The organism is Halolamina salina (assembly GCF_042678005.1).
Classification (GTDB): Archaea; Halobacteriota; Halobacteria; order Halobacteriales; family Haloferacaceae; genus Halolamina; species Halolamina salina.
Genome location: NZ_JBHUDH010000053.1, coordinates 7,665 through 25,780 on the forward strand (window position 1 = coordinate 7,665; position 18,116 = coordinate 25,780).

The following is an 18,116-nucleotide window of genomic DNA, read 5'->3' on the forward strand; positions in this document are numbered from 1 at the left end:
AGGGGCTGTCGGCTCGACGAACCCGGACGACGCAAGCACCGCAGGGAGCGAAGCGACTGAGGAGCGAAGCGAGTCCCGGGAGTCGAGCCGCCAGGGGCTTTCACGGTGTTGCTGATCCTGTTTACTCACCATACGCCACTGTGCCCGGTGCGAGCGGATAGAGAGTCTACCACCTTCCCAACTCAGAATCCCCAGTATCGACCGAAAGGCAGTTCCTCCCGTCCACTGAACCAACCCCCAACTAAATGCTCTCGGTCGCGCTCGCCGGCAAACCCAACGCCGGCAAGTCCACGTTCTTCAAGGCCGCCACGATGGCCGACGTCGACGGCGGCAACTACCCGTTCACCACCATCGACCCGAACCGCGGCGTCAGCCACGTCCGCACCGAGTGCCCCTGCCTCGACCGCGAACAGCGCTGTGACAGCGACAACTGCCGCGACGGGAAGCGCTACGTCCCGGTCGAACTGCTCGACGTGGCCGGCCTCGTCCCCGGCGCCCACGAGGGCCGCGGCCTCGGCAATCAGTTCCTCGACGCGCTGACCGACGCCGACGTGATCCTCAACGTCGTCGACGCCGCCGGCGCGACCGACGAGGAGGGCGAACCCGTCGAGGTCGGCACGTACGACCCGACCGAGGAGGCCACGTTCATCGAGGAGGAGATGGACCGCTGGCTCACCGGCATCGTCGACCGCAACTGGGAGTCCGTCGAGCGAAAGTCCCGCTCGCCCGACTTCGACATCGACGAGGCGCTGCACGACCTGCTCACGGGCTTCGGCGCCGACGAGTACGACGTGACCGCGACGCTCCGCGGGATGGAGTACCCCGACAACCCCCGGGACTGGACCGACGACCACCGCGAGACGCTCGCCCGCGATCTGCGAGCGCGCACGAAGCCGATCGTCCTCGTCGCGAACAAGATCGACATCGCGCCCGAGGAGAACGTCGAGGCGCTACGGGAAACCGACAAGCCGGTCGTCCCCTGCACCGCCGACGGAGAACTCGCGCTCAGAAACGGCGCCGAGGCGGGAATCCTGAACTACGACCCCGGCGACGAGGACTTCGAGATCGTCGGCGACGTGAGCGAGAAACAGGAGCAGGGCCTCGAGACGATTCGGGAGACGATGGCCGACCACGGCGGCACGGGCGTCCAGCAGTCGCTGAACGAGGCGGTGTACGGCCTGCTCGACCGACTCACCGCCTACCCCGTCCAGAACGAGTCGAAGTGGACCGACGGCACCGGCAACGTCCTCCCCGACGCGTTCCTGCTGCCCGAGGGGTCGACGCCGAAAGACCTCGCCTACGCCGTTCACTCCGACATCGGCGACGGCTACGTCCACGCCGTCGACGCCCGCGCGGGCCGGCGCATCGGCGAGGATCACGAACTCGAGGAGGGTGACGTGATCAAGATCGTCTCCACCGCCTCCTGATGGCCGACGGTGAGAAAATCGAACAGCGACCGCTCGCCGACCTCCACCCGAGCCAACTGCTCGTGAGCGCCGCGAAGCTCCGCGGCGTGTTCGAGTGGTGGGACGCCGACGACCCCGATCCGGAGCCGCTGCCGTATCTGGACCCTGTCGAGGATCTTGGACTCGACCCCGGAACGGTCGAGCCGGGCCGGGTCGTGCTCGCGGACGGCCACACGCGCGCACTCGCGACGGTCCTCTCGGGCACCGAGACGGTGCCGGTCGTCCGTGACCCCGACAGGGAGGAGCTCTCGATGGGGATTTACAGGGAGTGTCTCGGCTGGTGTATCGACGAGGGCGTCCGTCGGCCCGCGGATCTCGTCGGGCGGATGGTGAGCGACGAGACGTTCCGGACCGAGTGGGTCGAGCGGTGTCGGGCGGTCGCCGAGGAGTGAGCGCGACCCAAAAACGCTATTCCGCCGTTCTCCCACCGACAACACAGTGGTGGGCGAGTTCCGCACCAAGGACGGCCGCTGTATCGTCGCGGAGGACGGCCTCCGCATCCGGGTCGGCGAGCGGAGCCCGCTGGGGACGCTCCGCGACGCGCTGACCGACGAGGAGATTCCCCCGGTTCGGCGCGCGGGCGGCGCGCTGTTCGGCCTCGCGGTCGTCGTCGGCGTCGTGCTGGCGGTCCGGACGCTGCCGGTGTGGCTCTCCGGCGCCGGCGTAGGGCTGCTGCTCGCGTGGCTCGTCTGGTCGCGGCTCCACGGCGGGCAGCCCGAGAAGGAGATCAGCATCCAGTACGACGCCGTCGAGAGCGTCGAACCCGAGTACGGGCTCCCGCTTTTGACCCGGCCGCGGTTCGTGATCCGCTACCGCTCGGAGGGCGGCGTGAAACGGCGCTACGTGCTCTGTCCCTCGCGGCTCTACGGCTTCGGCGCCTACGAACGCGGAAAGGAGCTGTTCGCCGAACAGGGGCTGTGGCAGGAGCCGGAGGCGACTAACGACGAGTAGGCCATGGTCCGCGAACCCGACCCGGAGCGACCGTCCCGTCGGGTCGCCGCGGACCTGCGGGACTGGTTCGGCGGCGCCCCAGTCACGTGGGGCGCCGTCGCGCTGTTGCTCTGCTGGCACGCGCTCGCCCCGTGGCTCGCCGCCGCGTTCGGGGCGGACCGCTTCGGGGCGTGGTTCGTCGCGCGAGCGTCGCCCTCGCCGGGGTGGCTGCTCGCGGTGCTCAGTCACGCCGACCTGAACCACCTCACAGCGAACCTCCTCTTTCTGGTGATCTGGGGGACGATCGCCGAACACGCGCTGGGGGCGCGACGCTACGCCGGCTTCCTCGCCGCGACCGGCGTCGCCGGGATACTGGCACAGGTCGCCCAGTACGTCGTCGCGGGCGTCACCGGTGGGATCGTCGGCGCCAGCGGCGCGGCACAGGCCACGACCGCGTTCGCCGCCGTGGCGCTGGCGCGGGGGCGCGGCCCCGTCGAGAGCCCGGCGCTGCGCCGCGGGCTGGTGTCGGGCGCGGCCGTTGTCGTTACGCTCCAGCTGCTGAACGACTTCGTCGGCGCGTCGGCGATTGCCCCGGAGAGCTCGGGCGTCGCCCACCTGACGGGAATGCTCCTCGGTGCCGGCTACGCATTGGTCGAGGTCGGGCGGAACACAGCTTGACCGGCTCCGACGGAAGTATCGAACTCCGCGGGGTTACGCAGTGTCCTCGATCGTGAACGGGCCGTCGCCGGGGGGCGCGTCGAGGATCCCCTGTACGCGGTCGTGCCACTGGTCCCGGAACGTCGCGGCTTCCGCCTCGTCAGCGTCGCCAGCGACGAGCTTCGAGAGCATCCGCATCGGCGGCCCGCCGCCCTCGGAATCCGCGCCGGTCGCTGACGGGTCGAACGAGACGACGACCGCCGAATCGACGTCCGTTCGTTCGAAGCGGAACGCCCGGCCGGCGGCGTCCACCTCGCCGAACGTCAGGAGCTTTTCGCGGCCCCCGAATCCGCCGAAGCCGGCGAACCCCGTCTCGTCCGCCGCGCCGGTGATGTGCCGGACGACGTTCGCCATCGGGCCGAGTCCGGAGTCCCCCGGACTCCCCCCGACGGTGACCTCGATCTCCGAGCGTACCGGAAGCGTGTCCGGGTAGAGCCGTTCGAGCGCGAGTTGGGTCGACCGGTACGCACCGGCGACGGCCGGGCAGGCGTGTCCGGCGGCTTTCACGACGTCACCGAACGTCAGGACGAACGGTTCACCCGCCGGAACCGTTCCGAGAACCTCGGCGAGCGGGTCGCGGATCCGGATCGGGTCCGCCTCGGGGAGACGCTCCCAGTGCGTGTCAGTCGGTGCCTGTACCGTTCCGTCGGCAGTCGGTGAATCGATCTTACTCATGGTGGATCTCCAGGTAGGTCGTGTACTCCTTTCTGAGAAGTCGTCCGCGCTCGCTCTCGATGCCGAGCAGTTCGTGTGGCGTCTGTTCCGCCAGCCGTGGGTACTCCTGTTTCGCCCGTCTGTCGGTGCTTTTCACCACGAGCACCGCTCCCTCCGGGAGGTCTTCGAGCGCCCGTTGGACCCGGGCGATCCCGCTCGCACACCCGCGGCCGCGGTTGTCGACGGTCATGTCGGGTTCGACGCCGGCTCCCGCGTCCGGTGCTGTGGCCTCAGTCATCGCTCCGCACCTCCGAGCCACCCGCGGTCGGATCGCTATCCGCCGTCCCCTCCCCGCCGAGTTCGTCGAGTTCACAGACACCCTCGATCGGTGAACAGGCCCGCCACATCGGGCAGAGCTTGAACACGACGACGAGGACGCCGATGAACCCCACCTTCGCGAGCACCGTCAGGCCGACGGCGCTTCCCAGATACGCCTCGGCGTTCACCCCGAGTCCATCGACGGCCTGGTAGAGGCCGGTCAGGAACAGCGTCGGGATGACGAACCGGACCGCCCAGCGGAACCGCTCGAGCTGCTCGCCGGCCGCTCGGACGACCGGGACGGTCGGCCGCTTCTGCCCCGTCGGGACGGCGACGAAGATGTTCCACACTGCACCGCCGACCCACACCGCGAACGCCACGAGGTGGAGGACGCGCACCACCACTGCGGCAGGATCGAGGCCGGTCACCGCGACCTCTGCGACGGCCGTCGCGACGACGACCGCGAGTGCGAGCCCGAGCGTCACGACGCCCGTCGGAGTTCGGAACTGCCGTTCGACAGCCTCGCTTCCAAGTATCTGCACGAGGGCCATCGCGAGCAGCGCGCCGACCAACGCGGCGTACCCGACGAGGGCGGTCGTCGGTCCGAACACGGCGACGTACTCCCGGAGAACTACGGCCCCGCTGACGGCCAGAACGACGGTCGCGCCGGCCGCGATGCGGTCGAAGCGATCGTACATCTCCGCGCAGTAGTCGGCGGCGTCGTCGCCGAGGTCGGCGGGTCGGACGAAGACGTGTTTCCAGACGAGTCCGCCAGTGAGAACGCCCAGTCCGACGAGGTACAGCCACTTGGCCACCGCACCGGCGAGAGTCGCGGTCCCGTCGAGGGTCGCTGTCACCCACGTGCCGGCCAGCGATGCCGCCAGAATGACGCCGAGGGCGACTTTCGGAAGCGTGTACCTGTCGAAGAGGGCGTCGGGCTGTTCCGCGGTGGTTCCGGTTTGGGGTTCTGGCATGAGGTGTGGCCTCCCCTCGGCGAGGGGTTAGCCCGGCCGAAAGCTAAGCACCGGGGCGGAGATATTCGGGCGAGAGCACTTGCCGTCTCGCTCGGGGGGCGCCGTCAGCGTCGCTCGCCCCCACCCGAACGTTCGAAGTACGGCGACGGTCACACGTGGCACATCACAGCCTCTGCTCTCGGGACCGACCACCGGACGCGTTCGCGAACATCTCAGGGAGAGAGCTTTCCCGAACTGACAGCGTAGGGGAGTGCGATGACCGAGCGGACACCTTCGGGCGGGTCCCGAGAGACCGTCGAGTGGCGGCGGCTGTCGCCCGGTGAACTGCCGTCACCCATCGTTCGTCGGCTCCCCTACCTCGAACTGAAGCTCGAACACCCGGAGCTCGAACCGTCCGGGATCGGCGATCGGTTCTTCCCCGACGCCGTTCCGTACGAACTCGACGGGACTCGACGGGTCTTCTACTGGCGGCCGTCGATGGCGTCGTCAGCCGGGGAGCCGAGCGACTGGGAACTGGCCTGTGCGACGACGCACGAACTCCGCGGAGTCAGTTCGCTCCCGGCGGACGCTCCGCGGCTCGTCACTCGGGGCGACGACCGGACGGTGGTCGCCGTCGACGGCACGATCGGCGGCGAGTCGACGACGACGGTCGTGTCGTCGTACTCGGTCCCCGACGTTTCCGTCGAGAACTGTTCGGACTCGGCGGTCGAACTGACGGTCGACGGAGCCGAGTACAGTATCGCGGCGGGGGAACGCCGGCAGATTGCGCTCGAGGAACGACACGTCGAACTCGTCGGCGAGGACGGCGAATCGACGAGCGTCACCCCGGAGATCGGCGTCCGGTTCCCGGGTCGGCGCGAACTCCACCACCCGGCTCACGGCGCGACGTACCGGCTGTTCCCCTCGTTCGACATCGACGTCGACCAGCTCCCGAACCCGCTACCGATACCGACCGCAGCCCGCGAACTCGACGACACCGCCCTCGCGGAAGCGTTGGGCGTCGATCTGTCACGGCGACCCTACCCCGAACGAGTGCTCTGGCAGGCGTTCGCTCATACGGCGTTCGGCCGCCACACCGGCGCGGAGCCGGAGCTGGCGCAGTTGGCTACCGGCCACATCGGACTCCGGATCAGGGAGTCCCGAACGGAGTGAGTGTCGCCCGTCGGGCCGGCCAGAGCGCACCGGTCGAAACCGAAGAAATTCGGGAGTACGCTTTCCGACGTCGCTGGGAGAGTACGCGGTATGTCTTCAGAGACACAGTCCGGGCCGTCGCCGTCGTTCACACCGTCGCTATCCGACGTCGAGCCCGGGACGGCACGCTACCTCTTCGCCATCTCCGTGCTCTCGGAGTCGGGGACCGGCCGGGTTACGACCGGCGAGCTCCGGGAGTACCTGAGTGTGGCGCCGGCGAGCGTCACGGAGATGTTCTCGAAGCTCGACGGTCGGGGGTTCGTCGAGTACGAGAAGTACCGCGGAGCGACGCTGACAGACCGGGGAGAGAGCCTCGCCACGGAAGCGCGGTGGCGGTTCTGCGTCGTCTCCACGTTCTTCGACTCCGTACTCGGGGCGGCGCTCGACGAGGAGACGGCGCTCGAGATCAGCTTCGCGTTGCCCGAAGACGGCGTGTTCCGCCTCCGTGATCTGGTCGAATCGGAGTGTCTGAACTGCTGCCCGGAGGCGGAGGGAGGCGCCGAACGGTGTGTCGCCTGACCGGACCCCCGAATCGCTTCGGCAGAGGGTGTATCCGGCTACTCGACGACTACCGACTACAGCAATGAGTACGCAGGTCGATCTGCGCGACCGGCCGGAAGCGGAACACCGTGAACAACTGTTCGACGCGTTGGAGGCGTCCGAATCCGGCGACTCCCTCGACATCGTCGCCGATCGGGATATCGACTCACACCTGGTCCGCTACCAGATCGAACGCGGTCGGAGCCTGGACTGGGAGTACGCGGACCCCGACGCGGAGCCGCGGGAACTCCGGCTGACCGTCGGCGATGCGCTCGACGACGCCGCCGCGGGGACGATCGACGTTCGCGACCTGAAGCCACAGCGCCGACACGAGGCGCTGCTCGACACCTTCGACGAACTCGGGGACGGCGAGGGGTTCGTTCTCGTGAACGACCACGACCCCAAACCGCTCTACCACGAGCTCCGGTCGATGCACGGCGATATAGTCGACTGGGAGTACACGAGCCGAGAGTCCGGAGAGTGGCGCGTGGAGGTGACCAAGACCGGCGACTCCGCACCAACCGAGGACGACGTCGTCACGCGGTACGACGTCCGCGAGATCCCCAAGGAGGAGCGCCACCCGACGATCCACCATCGCTACGGGATGATCCCGGAGGGCGGGACGATGGAGCTCGTCGCCCCTCACGAACCGCGACCGCTCCACCGAGAGTTCCGCGAGCGGTACGGCGAGTCGTTCAGTTGGGAGGTCGTCGAATCGAAGGTCGGCCGCTGTCGCGTTCGGATCACGAAAGAGGGAACCCACGAGGGCGATAGTTCGTCCACGGCAGACGACGAGGTGGCAGAATCATCGGACGACGAGGTGGCAGAATCGTCGGACGACGAGGTGGCAGAATCATCGGACGACGAGGTGGCAGAATCATCGGACGACGAGGTGGCAGAATCATCGGACGACGAGGTGGCAGAATCGTCGGACGACGAGGCGGTCAAGGTCGCTGAGGAGCTTGACGTGAGAGACCTCCCCCCGGCACAGCGACACGAGCAGATCTTCGAGGCGTACGAGGAGTTAGACGTCGGCGAAGGGTTCGTCCTCGTGAACGATCACGATCCGAAGCCGCTCTACCACCAGTTCGAGGCCGAGGCGGGGCCGGAGTTCCACTGGTCCTACCGAAAGCGCGACCCCGAGGAGTTCAGAGTCCTCGTCGGGAAAGCGGCGGTCGCGGACGACGCGGTGACCGAGGAGTCGGGGGCGCCGTTCTGACGATGGCCGAACCGTCGACGGACGCCGAGGTCAGCGTGACGTTCTACCCGCAGGAGTGGGTCGATTCACCTGGGGAGGCGCACGACTGGGACAAGAAACGGCTGGTACCCGCGCCCGACAGCGACCCGGTGTCGTTCACCGTCCCCAGGGAAGACGCCACGGACGACACCGGGGCCGTCTTCGCCGACGAATCGTACGAGGCGAACCTGTTGCAGTCGCATCCGTCGGCGCCGGACTGGGTGCGGAACTGGGACGGGCCGTACTACGTCCGAACTGACGACGAGGACGAGTAGGACCCGGTCGTTCACCGGTTCCGCGCCTCACGCCATCGAAAACCGACCGCCCGAATATCTCCGGGAGCAACTGTACCCCGGACGACGACGAACGGGTCGGTATGCCGAGCATCCCATCGCCGTTCGGCGGGGACGACGACGAGGACCTGTTCGACGGCTACGACGAGTTCGTCCCGAACGACACACCGACGCCCGGCCCGTTTCTCGAACCTCACGCGGTGCTTGACGGGCTGGATCACCTCGCGTTCCACCGCCTGACGCGGGAACTGTTCGAGGAGCGGAAGGTGTACGACATGACGTTCAACTACAACCTCGCCCGGCTGAATCTGGACACCCGCCACAAAAACGCCGGCTACCGCTACGCCGTCGAGCGGGGGGACGCCGACGACGCGATCGACGACGGGGACGCCGAACGCGTCCTCCGGGCGGAGTTCACGCCGACGACGCCGTTCTGTCCGCAGACGCACACGCTGACGATCGGGTCGTTCCGGGCGTGGAACGGTCTCTCCGACCGGCACGAGTACGACCTCGTTCGCGTCCGTGCCGCACCGATGCACCACCAGAGCACCGAAATCAACGATCAGCTCGCGGAGCTCGAGGAGAAGTACCTCGAAACCGAGAACGTGACCGTCGTCCCGGAGGAGAGCGACGAGGTCGGATCGAACCCGATGGAGCGGAGCATGGAGAACGAAAGCCCCAGTCGCGGGTCGCCGGACGCGCCGTTCTGAACGCCGCTCTCCCCCACGCCCCTCGACGGCTACTTAGGTGCGATCCGAAGATGTTCGCGCTGACTTACTTTTAGGTACGGCTAAAACTACGACCGAAGACGTTCGGTCCCCTCGGGCGACGGAGTCGAGGGGCGGAGCGCCACCAGAACCATGCCCTACGCAAAACTCACGATTACGGTCCCGGACGCGGTCTGGATCGGCGAGCTGTCACAGACGTACCCCGACACGAGCTTCCGGGTGCTCGCCGCGACTGCCAACACGGCGACGGGCGTCGCCCGGATCGAGATCATCGGCGACGACCCCGACGCCGTCCGCGAGGAGATCCGCGGCTACGACTCGGTGACAGATCTGACGGTGTTCGAAACCGAGCCCGGAATGAGTCGGGTGCAGGTCAAAACGACGGTGCCGCTGCTACTGAGTGCGTTGCAGGACTCCGGCGTCCCCCTCGAGATGCCGTTCGAGGTCCGGGGCGGCGAGATGACGCTCGAAGCGACCATCCCACAGCAGACGCTCTCCGAACTCGGCGAAACCCTCGACGAGTTCGGCATCCACTACACCGTCGAGCGGATCCAGCAGGACGTGGATTCGGACCCGCTACTGACCGATCGGCAGCAGTTGGTCCTCGACGAGGCGATCGACCGCGGCTACTACGACACGCCGCGGGAGACGACGCTCGTGAACCTCGCGGACGAACTGGGCATGGCGAAGTCGACGTGCAGCGAGATCCTCCACCGAGCGGAGGGGCGAGTGTTGAAACAGTACAGGAGCGACGATCGCGACGCCATGGCCGAAGTCGCGGCGTCTCCCGACTGATAGTTCCCCGCCAGCAGCGGTCCGGATCGGACGAACATATGCGGCTGTAGCTTTCTGTACGGGCGAGTCGAACGCGAAGCCGGCTCCGTAATGATCGTAGTTTCGAACCGGGTTCAGGTGCCCGACGCACGCATCGACGCCTTTCTCGATCGGCTCCGGACTGACCACGGTATCGAGGACCACTCTGGGTTTCGGGGGATGAAGGTGCTCTCCCCGGTCGATGCGGAGGGGCACGTCACGATGACGTTCTGGGACTCGATCGACGACTACGAGGATTGGCGTGAGGGGAGCGCGTACGAACGCGCACACGAGAACTCGTCGGCGGCGGACGCCTTCGAGCGGCCGAACGACGTCGAGATCCACGAGGTGGTCGTCGAACGGGAGCCGGCCGACGACGTGGGACAGTCCGATTAGAGAGCGCGGCTTCTGATCACAGGGATGGTTGGCTCAGGGGGCGTCAGTCGGTGGACTCACCGCTTCGCTGTCGCGAGTGCGGTTTCCATGGTCGGCCTCCAGGCGGCGTGGCTGTTCGACGCCGGCTATCGGGTCGTCGCCCTCCTCGGACTGTTCGGCGCCGTGCTCCCGATGGTCTTCGGGATGGCGTACCTCCTGATCCCCTCCTACGTCGGTCGGACGCTCTCGACCGGACGGCTCCCCGGGGTTCAGTTCGTCGCGAGCTACGTCGGGACGGGGCTGCTCGTCGCCCACGAGCTGTTCGGACTGCGCCGTATCGTGATGACCGCCGGGATCGTCTGCTGGAGCATCGGGGTCGCCGTCTTCGTCGCAACGCTTCTCCGGACCGTCGGTCCGGCCCTCGGAACGTCGCAGGACCTCGTGGGTCTCTCGGGAACGCAGTCCCGACGATCGACGCGTCTCGCGACGGTCGCGATCCCCGTCGGGTTCGGGTACCTCGTCGCCGGGACGGTCGTACTCCTCTCGATCGCGTTCGACCTCCCGATACCCCTCACCCCCACGTTCCCGACGGTCGTCCACTTCTACGCGACGGGGTTCGTCGCACTCCTGATCTTCGCGCTCGGGGTTCAGCTCATGGCCGGCTTCTTCAGGGTCGCGCCGCCCAGGCCGCTGACGTACCTCCTCCTTCTCTCCGGCGGGATCGCTCCGGGACTGCTGGCGACGACGTTCTACCGGCCGCCGTGGTTCGTCGTCGGTGCGGGCCTCGAACTAGTCGCGATGGTCGGCTACGGCGTCGCGGTGACGATCGTCGTCTCCCGAACGGACCGGCGCCGCGTCGGCCTGTCCGGCATCTGGCTCGGGGCGCTCGCCGGGGTACTCGCCGTCGGCGTCGCAGTCGCCCGGGTGACGGGCTTTCTCGATCCTCTCGCTATCGGCGTTCACGTCGTCGGCGCGCTCAACGGGTTTCTGCTCCTGACGGTTCTGGGGTACGCCTACCAGTTCTTCCCCGTGACGAGCGGGCAGTTCCCGGGGGCGACCGAACGGTCCGGACGGACCACGATCCTCCTCCTCGGAACGGGTACCGGACTCTACGCACTCGGTACGGCCGTCGAACTCCCCTGGCTCCCGATTGCGGGCGGGGTTCTCTCCTTCCTTGGCGCCGGCGGGTACGCGTACCTGATGGTCCGCCGACTGCGATGGGGGTTGAACGGAGAGTGAGTTCCGATGGACCTCTCACGGGGTCGTCGCAGCGAACACACGAACCGCTGAGTTCCCCGTAGGCGAACCACAACGGCGGCCGTGAACATCTTCGGGAGAACTGGTTCGGTTCCCGCGGCGCCTCCTCCCCGCATGAGTGATTCGGCGATAGCCGCCACAGGAACCCAGATACTCCGCCCGGATTACGCGAGTCGCCGTTCGAAACCCCAAACGGCGGAGGTGACCCGATGACGGTCTACACCGGTCGAGGCGACAACGGGAACACCGACCTGCGGGGCGGCGACCGGGTCTCGAAGACGCATCCGCGTATCGAGGCCTACGGCACCGTCGACGAGTTGAACGCGTTGCTCGGCCGAGTCCGTCCGGCACCCGCAGGCGATGTCGACGACACCCTGGAGGCGGTCCAGAACCACTTGTTCGTCCTGCAGGCCGAACTGGCGGATCCGGAGAGCCACGAGGAGACCCCGGAGATCACGGACGAACACGTCGAACTCCTCGAGGAGTGGATCGACGACGCGGAGGCCGAGCTACCGAAGCAGGACTCGTTTCTCCTCCCGGGCGGGACGGACACCGGGTCGGCGTTACACCACGCGTGTACGGTGTGCCGCCGGGCGGAACGCCGCGCTGTCGTGCTCGACGAGATGTCGGCGCCCCTCGATCCACTCGTCGTGACGTATCTAAATCGGCTCTCGGACCTCCTGTACACGTACTCCCGCCTCAGCAACCACCGAGAGGGAAGTATCCCGGACCAACCGACGTACGAACTGCAGCCGGACTGAAGCGGAGACGTCGCCGCTCCGTTCCCCTCCTTATCCCTGCAGGCGGACGGTCGTCTCTCCGCCGGATTCGTCGACGGCGACAAGCCCGTCATTCCGCAGATCCGACAGAATTCCCCGGAGCCACTCCCGACCGTGCTCGCCGTCGGGGGCGTAGTCAATCCGGATGCGGTGGCCGAGCGTGTCCAGGTCCATCTCGTCGTGTTCGCCGAGGAGTCGAACGACCCGCCCGCGGAACTGTCGGCGGCTCCCCTCGAAGCTCGGCTGTTCGGGCACGTCCGGCGCGGTGAAGTCGCCGGTCTCGTAGGCGTGACACCACCGGCGCCACGGGCAGCCAGCCTCGTCGCAGTTGGGCGACTTCGTGCAGGCGACGCCGCCGAGTTCCATGATCGCGTTGTTCCAGACCCGTGACTCGCCCTCTGGCATCAGTTCGCTGGCGGCCGCCTCGAACGCCGCGTCGTCGTCGGGCACGTCGAACGCGCGGTAGGTGACCCGCTCGACGTTCGTGTCCACGACCGCGTTCCCGTTGTTGAACGCGAACGACGCGACCGCGTTGGCGGTGTACGGGCCGACCCCCATCAGCTCCTCGAGTTCGTCCGGCTCCTCGGGGTACTCGCCGCCGTACTCCTCGACGACCTGATTCGCGGCCTCGTGGAGGTACTTCGCGCGGTTGTTGTACCCCAGCGAGTGGTCAGTCCAGAACGACACCACCTCGCTGCGGTCGGCGTCGGCGAGGGCGTCGACGGTCGGCCACCGCTCGCGGAAATCCTCCCACGCGGAGATGATCCGGTCCAACTGAGTCTGCTGGCTCATCACCTCGCTGACGTGGATCTCGTAGGGGTCGTCGGTCTGCCGCCACGGGAACGGCCGGTGGTCGGCCTCGTACCACTCGATCAGCGCCTCGCGGACGGCGTCGAGATCCAGATCCGGGGGGAGGGAGGCGTCGGCGGCGCTCGCGCCGCCGTCGGCGTCAGTCATGCGCGGAGGTGGGGACCGGCGTCGCTAAAACGGCGCGGTCGCGGGGCGTGAGTCGTCCGCGCCGGGAACGTTTCCGATATTTAACTCTTCCGTCCAGGTTCCGGTTCGACAGCCCTGGATCCATTTATAAGCTGGCGGCGGTCGGAGCGTCTCCCACAGCGAACGATGTCACGAGACAGACTGTCGGACGCGATCGGTTTCGTCACGCGACACACCCGGCTTACGTTGCTGGTGATGGTCCTCCTGTCGGGGGTGGTGGTCGCCGGGATCCCCCAGCTCGACACGGGGAGTCAGGCCGGCGCCGACGCCGACGCGTTCGACGACGTCGAGCGCGTGCAGAAGGCACAGTACGCACAGAGCCAGTTCGGCGGGTCCGACGACGGCCCGGACCGCAGCTTCGAGGCCGTGTACGTCCGGGACGACGACGGCAACGTCCTCTCGAAGAGTTCCCTACTCGCCGGGCTACGCTACCAACGGACGATACGCGAGAACGAGACGATCGACGCCGCCCTCCACGACGACGGCGTCACGGGGCTCTCGAACCTCGTCGCGAAGCGTGCGGCCGGCAGCCCGAACGCCTCGTTCGACGAGCAGATCCGGGCGCTCGAGGGCGCGACGCCCGCCGAGGTCGAACGGCTGGTCGGCCGGACGCTGTCGAACGATCCGCGGGCGTTGCGCTACCTGCCCGCGGATCACGGGCGGAACGAGACGACCGCGACCGACCGCCGGCTGCTCGTCGCGTTCGACGCCGACGCCGGCAACGGGACCGTCGACAACGCGACCGCGGCGCTGTACCACAGCGCGAGCGAGCGCTCCGCCGCCGGCTTCTTCGTGGTGAACTCTGCGGCCATGCGCGACGCCAGGAGCCACTTCTTCGGGGAGATGGTCGAACTTGTAGTGCCGGCGGCGTTGGCGTTCATCCTCGTCGTGCTCGGGTTCGCGTACCGTGACCTCGTCGACGTGGTCGTCGGCATGGTCGGCGTCGCCCTCTCGGTGGTGTGGATGTTCGGCCTGCTCGGCTGGCTCGGCGTGGCCGCCGGCATGACCAGCATCATCCCGGTGGTGCTGGTCGCCGGGCTGAGCATCGACTACGGCTTCCACGTGTTCAACCGCTACCGCGAACAGCGCGGCGAGGCGGAGGCGATCCGCGAACCGATGCGTCGCGGCGTGAGCCTCGTCGCTACGGCGCTAGTGCTCGTCACGGTCACCGCGGCCATCGGGTTTCTCGCGAACCTCTCGAACCCGCTGCCGCTGATCCGCGATCTCGGCGTGTCGATCACGCTCGGCGTCGTCTCGGCGCTGCTGATCTTCCTCACGGTCGTCCCCGCGCTCAAGATCGAAGTCGACGGGCTGCTCGAACGCGCCGGGATCGACCGCCACAAGCGGGCGCTCGGTCACGGGCGCTACCTCCGGCCGGCCCTCACGAAGGCGGTGACCGTCGCACGGCGCGCCGCGCCGGCCGTGCTGGTCCTTACACTCGTCGTCGGGAGCGCCGGCGGCGTCGCGTGGGCGGACCTCGACGAGGAGAGCTACCAGCAGAACGACGGCGTGGTCGCGGAGTGGAAACAGGAGCTGCCGGACCCGATCGGCTGGGACCCCCACCCCGTCCCGGAACGGAGCCAACACGTCGACGAGGTGTACCAGCCCGCCAGCGCCGAGGCTGCCACACAGGAGCCGATCCTGATAGAGGGCGAGGTCACGAGCGACGACACGCTCGAGGATCTCCGGCGCGGCGTCGACTACATCGACGAGCAAGGGCTGGTGGTCGATCGCGCGGATACCCCCGGGGTCCGCTCGCCCGTGACGGCGATGCAGTCCGTCGCCGCGCGGAACGACTCGTTCGCGGCCGTCCTCGACGACGCCGACACGGACGGCGACGGCGTGCCCGATCGGAACCTGGAAGGGGTGTACGACGCGTTCTACGCCGCGGACAGCGAGGTCGCGAGCAGCGTCATCGAGCGGGACGACGGCGAGTACGAGTCCCTGCTCGTGACCCTATCGCTCGACGCCGACTACGCCGATGCCAGTGACGTCGTCCCGGAGCTCGCCGAGGGCGCCGACCGCATGGCCGACGGCGACGATCGGACCGCGACCGTCGTCGGGAACCTCGCCGTCAACGATGCGGTGCTCGGCGAGGTCGTCGGCGGGATCCTCACGACGATGGTGCTCGCGCTCGCGGCCATCACGCTGACGCTGGCCGCCGTGTTCGAGTACATGCACGGCAGCGCCACGCTCGGGCTGGTCGTCTCGGTCCCGATAGCACTGGTGCTCGGGCTCGTCATCGGCGGAATGGCCGTCCTCTCGATCCCGCTGACGCTGCTGACCGCGCTGCTGATGAGCCTGGTCATCGGGCTGGGCGTCGACTACAACATCCACGTCGGCGACCGCTTCGCCGACGAACGCCGCGCCGGCGCGGGCACGTTCGAGGCGCTCGAAGCCGCCGTCACCGGAACCGGTGGCGCGCTGCTGGGCAGCACGCTCACCTCAGCGGGCGCGTTCGCCACCATCGCGCTCGTTCCCCACCCCCAGCTCCAGAGCTTCGGGGCGATCGTGGTCGTCGCCATGACGACGGCGTTCGCCATGAGCGTCCTCGTCCTGCCGAGCCTGCTGACCCTCTGGGACCGCTACGTCCCCGCGAGCGTCGCGACCGCGGCGACTCCGGCCGAGATCCCACAGGACTGAGGACCGTAAGCCCCCGCGCTGCCCGACCGATGCCGGCGAACGAGCCATCCCACCCCGGTTGCCCATCACCGGCGAGCGAGCCACAAGCCGTATTCCCCTCCCGCCGAACCGTCGGGCATGAGCCTCGACGATCTCGACGAGAACGTGACCGCGAACTACGCCGCGCTGGGCGAGGAGACGACCGTCGACCTCGACCCGGAGACACGGAACGAGCTCGCGATGCTGTCGGCAGCGATGGGCACCGACACCGACGAACTCCTGCGCCGCGGCGTCCACGCGCTGTTCCAGCAGGCCGTCAGCAGCGGCGACCTCGACTTCCACCTCCGGACCGGCTACGACGTGACCTACGACGAGTACCTCGCGGGCGCGACCTACGAGGAGATGACCGGCGCCGATCAGTACCCCGAGCGCGACGAGGACCGGCGGTACAACATGTAGCCCGACCTTTTGCTGCGGTCGCTCGTTTCACTCGCTCCCTGGCAAAAGCTCGGCCACCAGCCGACTCGCTCCCGTTGGTCGCTCGTCGTCTCACTCGCTCACTGCGTTCGCTCGCGGAGGATGAGAACAGGAGTTCCGCCTCAAGTCGCAACCGCAGACGCTCAGTTCGCGGCTTCGACCGCGTCGACGAACAGCTCCGCACCGAGCTCGATCTCGCGTTCGGTCACGTCCATCGGCGGCAGCACGCGGATCGTCTTCTGCCCGCAGGCAAGCAGCAGCAGGCCGCGCTGGAAGGCGGCGTCGACGATATCGTCACGCAGCTCCTTCGACTCGAAGTCGATTCCGAGCATCAGGCCCTTGCCGCGGACGCTGGTGACGCCGTCGAGGTCGGCGTCCCGGAGGATCTCCTGGAACTGCTGCCCGCGCTCGGTCGCGTTGTCGAGCAGGTCGTACTCCGCGATGGCGTCGATGGTGAACGCGCCGCGGGCGGCGGCCACGATGTCGCCCGCGCCCCACGTCGAGGAGAGCCGCCCCGTCTCCTCGGGGAAGATCTCCGAATCGGAGACGGTCGCGCCCACGCGCAGCCCCTTCGCGGAGGTGATCACGTCGGGGTCGAACGGGTAGTGCTCGGAGGCCCACCACTCGCCGGTGCGGCCGAGGCCGGACTGGATCTCGTCGGCGATTAGCGTGATGTCGTGCTCCTCGGTGACCTCGGCCACGTCGCGGGCGAACGCCTCGCTGGGGAAGCGGTAACCGCCCTCGCCCTGGATCGGCTCCATGATCAGGAACGCGACCTCCTCGGGGTTGACGTGGCCCGTCTTCGGGTCGAGCTTCGAGCGCAGCGCGGAGGTGCCGCCCGCGAAGTAGCCACACTGGCAGTCCTCGGGCGCGCCGTCACAGGCACAGAACGGGAAGTCGTGCACAGACGCGATCTCGGGGAAGCGACGGCGGTACACCTCCTTCGAGCGGTTGAGCGAGAGCGTGCCGAGCGTCCGGCCGTGGAACGCGCCCTCGAAGGTGAGTGCGTACTTCCCGAGGGGGGTGTGGTCGTAGGAGATCTTCATCGCGTTCTCGACCGCCTCCGCGCCGGAGTTCGAGAGGAACACGGTGTCCATGCCGAACTCCTCGGCGGTGGCGGTGATGCGATCCATCAGCCCTGCGGCGCCGGGCAGCCCCTCGCCCGGCGGCTTCCCGTCGGAGGCGTAGAAGTCCTGTCCGGCGATCTTCACCGGGTCGAACAGGTCGAACTCCGAGAGCGGCTCGGTGATCTTGGGGTTGTTGTACCCCAGCGGCGCCGCGGCGACGTGGCTGGTGAAGTCCATCAGCACGTTGCCGTCGACGTCGGTACAGAACGGACCCTCGGCGGGCGCGGTGTGGTCCCAGACGAACTCGTAGACGTACGTGCTCGGTGCCGCGAACTCGTGGTGGTAGTCGACCCACTCCGTGGCTCGGTCGCCGGGGAGGTCGGTGACCTCCGGCTCCGCAGTGTCCCGGTCCATGCTTGAGAGAGCGGAGGGGCTGTTGTTAAGCTGGCGGTCCGCTCAGAACCCCGGCCCGAACAGGATCGCCGCCCCCGCCACCGCCGCGGTGACGGCCAGCAGTAGCACCGACCAGATAGCCACCGAGCGGGCGAACCGCCGCGGCCCCGAGAGGGTGAGCCCGGCCTTGACCGCGATGCTCGATCCCGACGCGAGCAGGACGGCGATCACGAGCAGGAGCACGACCCCCGGCCCGAGGCTCACGCCGCCCTCGCCGATCGTCCAGTGG

General features: G+C 68.2%; 20 protein-coding genes and 1 pseudogene. 15 read left to right on the plus strand and 6 right to left on the minus strand.

Going from position 1 to position 18,116, the window contains the following annotated elements; genetic code table 11:
• Positions 1-245: 245 nt before the first annotated feature.
• From ACFR9S_RS06355 to ACFR9S_RS06370, 4 genes are read left to right on the plus strand one after another with little or no spacing between them, the layout of a single operon-like run.
• Complete coding sequence (locus ACFR9S_RS06355; RefSeq protein WP_379818291.1) at positions 246-1,427, plus strand: redox-regulated ATPase YchF; 1,182 nt, start codon at positions 246-248, stop codon at positions 1,425-1,427.
• Complete coding sequence (locus tag ACFR9S_RS06360) at positions 1,427-1,858, plus strand: histone acetyltransferase (protein ID WP_379730992.1); 432 nt, start codon at positions 1,427-1,429, stop codon at positions 1,856-1,858. The genes ACFR9S_RS06355 and ACFR9S_RS06360 overlap by 1 nt, the downstream gene beginning before the upstream one ends.
• Before the next feature lie 49 nt (positions 1,859-1,907).
• Positions 1,908-2,417 (plus strand): hypothetical protein, encoded by a 510-nt coding sequence (locus ACFR9S_RS06365; protein WP_379818292.1) that lies wholly within the window; start codon positions 1,908-1,910, stop codon positions 2,415-2,417.
• Positions 2,418-2,420: 3 nt separating this feature from the next.
• The gene (locus tag ACFR9S_RS06370; protein WP_379818293.1) at positions 2,421-3,074 is read left to right on the plus strand and encodes a rhomboid family intramembrane serine protease; all 654 of its coding nucleotides are present in this window, start codon (positions 2,421-2,423) and stop codon (positions 3,072-3,074) included.
• Positions 3,075-3,107: 33 nt separating this feature from the next.
• On the opposite strand, the gene ACFR9S_RS06375 is transcribed toward ACFR9S_RS06370, so the two are convergent.
• The 3 genes from ACFR9S_RS06375 to ACFR9S_RS06385 are packed head-to-tail and all read right to left on the minus strand — an operon-like array spanning position 3,108 to position 5,059.
• Complete coding sequence (locus tag ACFR9S_RS06375; protein ID WP_379730885.1) at positions 3,108-3,788, minus strand: hypothetical protein; 681 nt, start codon at positions 3,786-3,788, stop codon at positions 3,108-3,110.
• A complete protein-coding gene (locus ACFR9S_RS06380) occupies positions 3,781-4,065 on the minus strand; it encodes a sulfurtransferase TusA family protein (RefSeq protein ID WP_379730884.1) in 285 nt (94 codons plus the stop codon). The genes ACFR9S_RS06375 and ACFR9S_RS06380 overlap by 8 nt, the downstream gene beginning before the upstream one ends.
• Positions 4,058-5,059 carry a hypothetical protein gene (locus ACFR9S_RS06385; RefSeq protein WP_379730883.1) on the minus strand — a complete coding sequence of 334 codons (1,002 nt, stop codon included), beginning with the start codon at positions 5,057-5,059 and terminating at the stop codon, positions 4,058-4,060. Before ACFR9S_RS06385 ends, ACFR9S_RS06380 begins: the two co-directional genes overlap by 8 nt.
• Positions 5,060-5,314: 255 nt before the next feature.
• Here ACFR9S_RS06385 and ACFR9S_RS06390 point away from each other — a divergent pair, with 255 nt between their 5' ends.
• The 9 genes from ACFR9S_RS06390 (at position 5,315) to ACFR9S_RS06430 (ending at position 12,254) form a co-directional block, all read left to right on the plus strand.
• Positions 5,315-6,211, plus strand: a complete 897-nt coding sequence (locus ACFR9S_RS06390; RefSeq protein ID WP_379818294.1) for a hypothetical protein — start codon at positions 5,315-5,317, stop codon at positions 6,209-6,211.
• 90 nt (positions 6,212-6,301) lie between these two features.
• Entirely contained in the window at positions 6,302-6,769 is a 468-nt protein-coding gene (locus tag ACFR9S_RS06395; RefSeq protein WP_379730881.1) for a metal-dependent transcriptional regulator, read from the plus strand.
• Between the two features lie 64 nt (positions 6,770-6,833).
• The gene (locus ACFR9S_RS06400) at positions 6,834-8,009 is read left to right on the plus strand and encodes a DUF2249 domain-containing protein (RefSeq protein ID WP_379730880.1); all 1,176 of its coding nucleotides are present in this window, start codon (positions 6,834-6,836) and stop codon (positions 8,007-8,009) included.
• A 2-nt stretch (positions 8,010-8,011) separates the two neighbouring features.
• The gene (locus ACFR9S_RS06405; RefSeq protein ID WP_379730879.1) at positions 8,012-8,302 is read left to right on the plus strand and encodes a hypothetical protein; all 291 of its coding nucleotides are present in this window, start codon (positions 8,012-8,014) and stop codon (positions 8,300-8,302) included.
• A gap of 101 nt (positions 8,303-8,403) precedes the next feature.
• A complete protein-coding gene (locus tag ACFR9S_RS06410; RefSeq protein WP_379730878.1) occupies positions 8,404-9,030 on the plus strand; it encodes a hypothetical protein in 627 nt (208 codons plus the stop codon).
• 150 nt (positions 9,031-9,180) lie between these two features.
• A complete protein-coding gene (locus ACFR9S_RS06415) occupies positions 9,181-9,843 on the plus strand; it encodes a helix-turn-helix domain-containing protein (protein WP_379730877.1) in 663 nt (220 codons plus the stop codon).
• Positions 9,844-9,933: 90 nt separating this feature from the next.
• Complete coding sequence (locus tag ACFR9S_RS06420; RefSeq protein ID WP_379730876.1) at positions 9,934-10,257, plus strand: antibiotic biosynthesis monooxygenase family protein; 324 nt, start codon at positions 9,934-9,936, stop codon at positions 10,255-10,257.
• A gap of 87 nt (positions 10,258-10,344) precedes the next feature.
• Positions 10,345-11,475 carry a hypothetical protein gene (locus ACFR9S_RS06425; protein ID WP_379730875.1) on the plus strand — a complete coding sequence of 377 codons (1,131 nt, stop codon included), beginning with the start codon at positions 10,345-10,347 and terminating at the stop codon, positions 11,473-11,475.
• Between the two features lie 227 nt (positions 11,476-11,702).
• On the plus strand, positions 11,703-12,254 hold the full coding sequence (locus tag ACFR9S_RS06430) for a cob(I)yrinic acid a,c-diamide adenosyltransferase (RefSeq protein ID WP_379730874.1): 552 nt from the start codon (positions 11,703-11,705) through the stop codon (positions 12,252-12,254).
• A 30-nt stretch (positions 12,255-12,284) separates the two neighbouring features.
• Here the strand turns inward: ACFR9S_RS06430 and ACFR9S_RS06435 are convergent, their stop codons facing one another.
• Positions 12,285-13,229, minus strand: a complete 945-nt coding sequence (locus tag ACFR9S_RS06435; RefSeq protein WP_379730873.1) for an HhH-GPD family protein — start codon at positions 13,227-13,229, stop codon at positions 12,285-12,287.
• Positions 13,230-13,463: 234 nt separating this feature from the next.
• On the opposite strand from ACFR9S_RS06435, the gene ACFR9S_RS06440 reads away from it, so the two are divergent.
• The gene (locus ACFR9S_RS06440) at positions 13,464-15,911 is read left to right on the plus strand and encodes an efflux RND transporter permease subunit (RefSeq protein ID WP_379818295.1); all 2,448 of its coding nucleotides are present in this window, start codon (positions 13,464-13,466) and stop codon (positions 15,909-15,911) included.
• Positions 15,912-16,028: 117 nt separating this feature from the next.
• Entirely contained in the window at positions 16,029-16,349 is a 321-nt protein-coding gene (locus tag ACFR9S_RS06445; RefSeq protein ID WP_379731967.1) for a hypothetical protein, read from the plus strand.
• Between the two features lie 161 nt (positions 16,350-16,510).
• Here the strand turns inward: ACFR9S_RS06445 and ACFR9S_RS06450 are convergent, their stop codons facing one another.
• Positions 16,511-17,848 carry a class-III pyridoxal-phosphate-dependent aminotransferase gene (locus tag ACFR9S_RS06450; protein ID WP_379731966.1) on the minus strand — a complete coding sequence of 446 codons (1,338 nt, stop codon included), beginning with the start codon at positions 17,846-17,848 and terminating at the stop codon, positions 16,511-16,513.
• Between the two features lie 42 nt (positions 17,849-17,890).
• Positions 17,891-18,116, minus strand: a pseudogene (locus tag ACFR9S_RS06455) (hypothetical protein); the annotation flags it as partial.